Annotated in this window: 5 protein-coding genes; 3 read left to right on the top strand and 2 right to left on the bottom strand. The window is 64.3% G+C overall.

The window, feature by feature from the left end; all coding sequences use genetic code 11:
* Positions 1-172: 172 nt before the first annotated feature.
* On the bottom strand, positions 173-763 hold the full coding sequence (locus LQV45_RS22075) for a helix-turn-helix domain-containing protein (protein WP_230008832.1): 591 nt from the start codon (positions 761-763) through the stop codon (positions 173-175).
* Positions 764-920: 157 nt separating this feature from the next.
* Between LQV45_RS22075 and LQV45_RS22070 the strand changes: the two genes are divergently transcribed.
* Entirely contained in the window at positions 921-1,556 is a 636-nt protein-coding gene (locus LQV45_RS22070) for a class I SAM-dependent methyltransferase (protein WP_230008831.1), read from the top strand.
* A 37-nt stretch (positions 1,557-1,593) separates the two neighbouring features.
* Here the strand turns inward: LQV45_RS22070 and LQV45_RS22065 are convergent, their stop codons facing one another.
* The gene (locus LQV45_RS22065) at positions 1,594-1,923 is read right to left on the bottom strand and encodes a hypothetical protein (protein ID WP_374208271.1); all 330 of its coding nucleotides are present in this window, start codon (positions 1,921-1,923) and stop codon (positions 1,594-1,596) included.
* A gap of 191 nt (positions 1,924-2,114) precedes the next feature.
* Between LQV45_RS22065 and LQV45_RS22060 the strand changes: the two genes are divergently transcribed.
* Together LQV45_RS22060 and LQV45_RS22055 are read left to right on the top strand one after the other, a co-directional pair.
* Positions 2,115-2,540 (top strand): GNAT family N-acetyltransferase, encoded by a 426-nt coding sequence (locus tag LQV45_RS22060; RefSeq protein ID WP_230008830.1) that lies wholly within the window; start codon positions 2,115-2,117, stop codon positions 2,538-2,540.
* Between the two features lie 87 nt (positions 2,541-2,627).
* The coding region (locus LQV45_RS22055; RefSeq protein WP_230008829.1) for an AAA family ATPase at positions 2,628-3,331 on the top strand (704 nt) is incomplete at its 3' end.

Below are 3,331 nucleotides of genomic sequence, written 5' to 3'. Positions count from 1 at the left end.
AGTACGTCCTGCTGGTCTCCCCCATCGTGCTCGGGCGTGGCAAGAAAATGCTGCCGGAGGACGCACCACGGCACACATTGCGGATCGTCGAACTTGAACTCCTCGAAGGCGGGATGCTGGCCCTCCGAATGGCGCCGGCAGGGTCCTAAGGAGAGCACATCAGAGGATGCGCCTAGCTATCGCGCTTGGGTGCCGCCCGGACATGGGTGCGCTGACCTTGTTTGCCGATAAGGCTGAGGAATTCGACCGGACCGGCGCTGGTTGCGCCGAACCAGTGCGGGGTTCGGGTGTCGAACTCCACGGCTTCGCCGGGCCTGAGGATCAGGTCATGTTCACCGAGGACCAGGCGCAAGGTGCCATTGAGGACATAGGCCCAGTCGTAGCCTTCGTGGGTGCGCAGCTGAGGCTCCTGCCCATCCCTGCCCTTGGGGAGGATGAACTTGTAGGCCTGAATGCCGCCTGGGCGGCGCGTGAGAGGCAAGATCGTCGACCCGTCCGGACCGGCGACGGGACGCAGATTGAGCCGGGGGTCGCCGGTCGGCGGCGCATCGACGAGTTCGTCGAGGGTTACCCCGTGCACGCGGGCCAGCGGGAGGAGCTGCTCGAGAGTGGGCCGCCGCAGGCCTGCTTCGAGTCTGGAGAGTGTGCTGGCGGAGATGCCTGTCTGCTCGGCGAGGTCTGCGAGGGTGACGTCCCTGCGGAGTCGCAGGCGCTTGAGGCGCGGCCCGACGGCGCTGATTGTGTGGTCGAGATCGTCGTTCATGGGCGCTATTTTGCCATTCGGCAATACCGCTTGCACATCCACCTGCCAGCCCGGGAGCATGGAATCTGAAGGCACATCAGATCGTAAGGGGTTCCACATGGCCGGGACGGCAGAGACATCGCCAGGGGAAGCAGCGGGCGGACGCGACGGTGGCGCGATGACGCACAGCTTCGACAAGGACTACTGGCAACAGCACTGGGAACAGGCCCACGGTCCCGCCCAGGCAGATTCGGGAGGGGCTGCCCCGAACCCGCATCTCATCCGCGAAACCAGCGGACTCGTACCGGGAACAGCGCTGGATGCCGGGTGCGGGACAGGGGCAGAGGCGACCTGGCTCGCCGCGAACGGCTGGCAGGTCACCGGCGCCGACATCTCCGGCGCTGCCCTCGCCCAAGCGGCCGAGCGTGCCGAAGGGCAGTCTGTGTCCGGCAAGGTGACCTGGGTCGAGGCGGACCTGACGTCATGGGCACCGGGAGATCGGTTGGAACTTGTGACCACCCACTACGCTCACCCGGCGATGCCGCAGCTTGCCTTCTACGAACGCATCTCGGATTGGGTAGCCGCCGGCGGCACGCTGTTGATCGTCGGGCACCTGCACGCTCCCGCCTCCCCGGGGCACGGGCACCGCCCTCCCCTGGAAGCGACTGTTACCCTCGCGGACATCACCGAGGGTCTCGACGCTGCCGTATGGAGCATCACGAGTGCCGAGGAGATCACGCGGACACTCCCCGGAACCGGTGACCGTGCGTTGCCGCTGCACGACGTCGTCGTGCGTGCCACCCGGCGCGGGTGACCTCACAGTTTCCGCCGCGCTGCACCCCCGGTGTTGCTCAGTCCGGCCGGCTGGCATCTACCGGGTAGGTCATGAACGCCGGCGTCTCGTACGGATGAACGGACAACGCGGCATTGACGACGGCGTTACGCCGGGAGCGGGGGAAGATTGCCTCGATCCGGGTTTCCGGCACCTCCTCGGAGGAACCGACGACGCCGACGGACGGGGTCGCGCCGGGTAACGGGGTAAAACGCCCGGTGCCGTCGAGGCTGAACGAGCAGTGGGAGTAATTGCCGAGCCTGCCCGCCCCGGCGTCGCCAATGGCCTGCCGGACCGCGGGCGCAGCGTCGGCGGGGACGTAAATGACCAGACAATCCATGGGCTCCATGGCAGAAAGTCTGCCACCGGGTGCCTCTCAGCGCCGAGGGTTCCAGCTAATCAGAATGTGGATGCTCCGGACCCGCCGAGCGGGTCCTCGCGCTCGATCTGGGCGACCTTCGGATCGTTCTCGTCGGCGCCGTAATCGGAGTTGCGCACGGTGTCCATGAACAAATGGCAAGGCCATGCAACACTGGTCGGATGCCGGCGTTCAGCATCCTCACATCCAACGAGTTTTCCGATGCCGAGGTTCTCTCGTTGTACGAATCTGTGGGGTGGGCCGCCTATACCCGGGATCCAGAACTGCTCACCAGAGCGATCCGAAGTTCCTCATTTGTCGTGACGGCCCGGAATGGGGATGGTGAGCTTGTTGGCCTCGCGAGGGTTGTGTCCGACGATGCGACCATCTGCTATTTGCAGGACATCCTTGTACGGCCGCCTTTCCAAGGCGCGGGCGTAGGCCGGGCTCTGGTGGAGCACGTCACGGCGCGATACGCGCATGTCCGGCAAACAGTGCTCATCACTGACAATGAACCAGGGCAACGCGCCTTCTACGAAGCCATGGGTTTTACGGAAGGGTCGAACTTCGCTCCGGAACCCGTGCGTGTTTTCGCTCTATTTCGATAGTCCCGGAGTTTCAGTTCGAAATGACTGGCACTTCCAGGACCTTTCATCATGGGCCGCTGCGAACTCCTCAGCCTGTAAGAATGGGGCATGCCCCCGCCTAGCGTTCCGATCAGACGGTTGGCCGAAGACCCGGCCCACGTCCTCGACCGCCGTCGGTGGCCAGGCAACCTGCCCCCTGTCGCACAGGTTCTGGACCAAGGGCTCGACCTGACCCCGGCCACAATCTTCGTAGGCGAAAATGGGTCGGGAAAATCCACTCTCGTGGAAGCCATCGCACTGGCTTATGGCTTGTCTCCAGAAGGCGGATCTACAGGCGCCCGCCACAGCACCCGATCCACGGAGTCCATACTTGCCGATCACCTGCAGCTTGTCCGCACCGCCGGCGCCACAAGACGCGGCTACTTCCTGCGCGCGGAAACCATGCACGGCTTCTTCACCTACCTCGAGAAGAACCCGAGCACCGCGGGTCCGGACATCTCGTTCCACGACATGTCACACGGTGAATCGTTCCTGGAACTGGCCGTGGATCGTTTCCGGGGACCCGGATTGTGGGTGCTCGATGAACCGGAATCAGCGCTGTCCTTCGCGGGATGCCTCAGCCTCCTTGCGGTCTTGAAAGATCTCCTCGCCGAAGGCTCCTCGCAAGTCATCATGTCCACGCACTCCCCAGTTCTTGCAGCGCTTCCAGGCGCGCAGATTCTCGAAGTCGGCCCGTGGGGACTTCGGCAGCAGGAATGGTCGGACCTCGATCTAGTTTCCAACTGGCGATCATTCATGGACTCCCCCGAAAG

This window comes from Microbacterium sp. Bi128 (assembly GCF_918698205.1).
The sequence above is the reverse complement of the archived record's forward strand: the minus strand, read 5'-3'. Positions and strand labels throughout refer to the sequence as shown.

What these genes read in the sequence shown, in the direction of transcription:
- LQV45_RS22075 (WP_230008832.1), bottom strand. Translation starts at nt 763, where the DNA reads ATGAACGACGATCTCGACCACACAATCAGCGCCGTCGGGCCGCGCCTC.
- LQV45_RS22070 (WP_230008831.1), top strand. Translation starts at nt 921, where the DNA reads ATGACGCACAGCTTCGACAAGGACTACTGGCAACAGCACTGGGAACAG.
- LQV45_RS22065 (WP_374208271.1), bottom strand. Translation starts at nt 1,923, where the DNA reads ATGGAGCCCATGGATTGTCTGGTCATTTACGTCCCCGCCGACGCTGCG.
- LQV45_RS22060 (WP_230008830.1), top strand. Translation starts at nt 2,115, where the DNA reads ATGCCGGCGTTCAGCATCCTCACATCCAACGAGTTTTCCGATGCCGAG.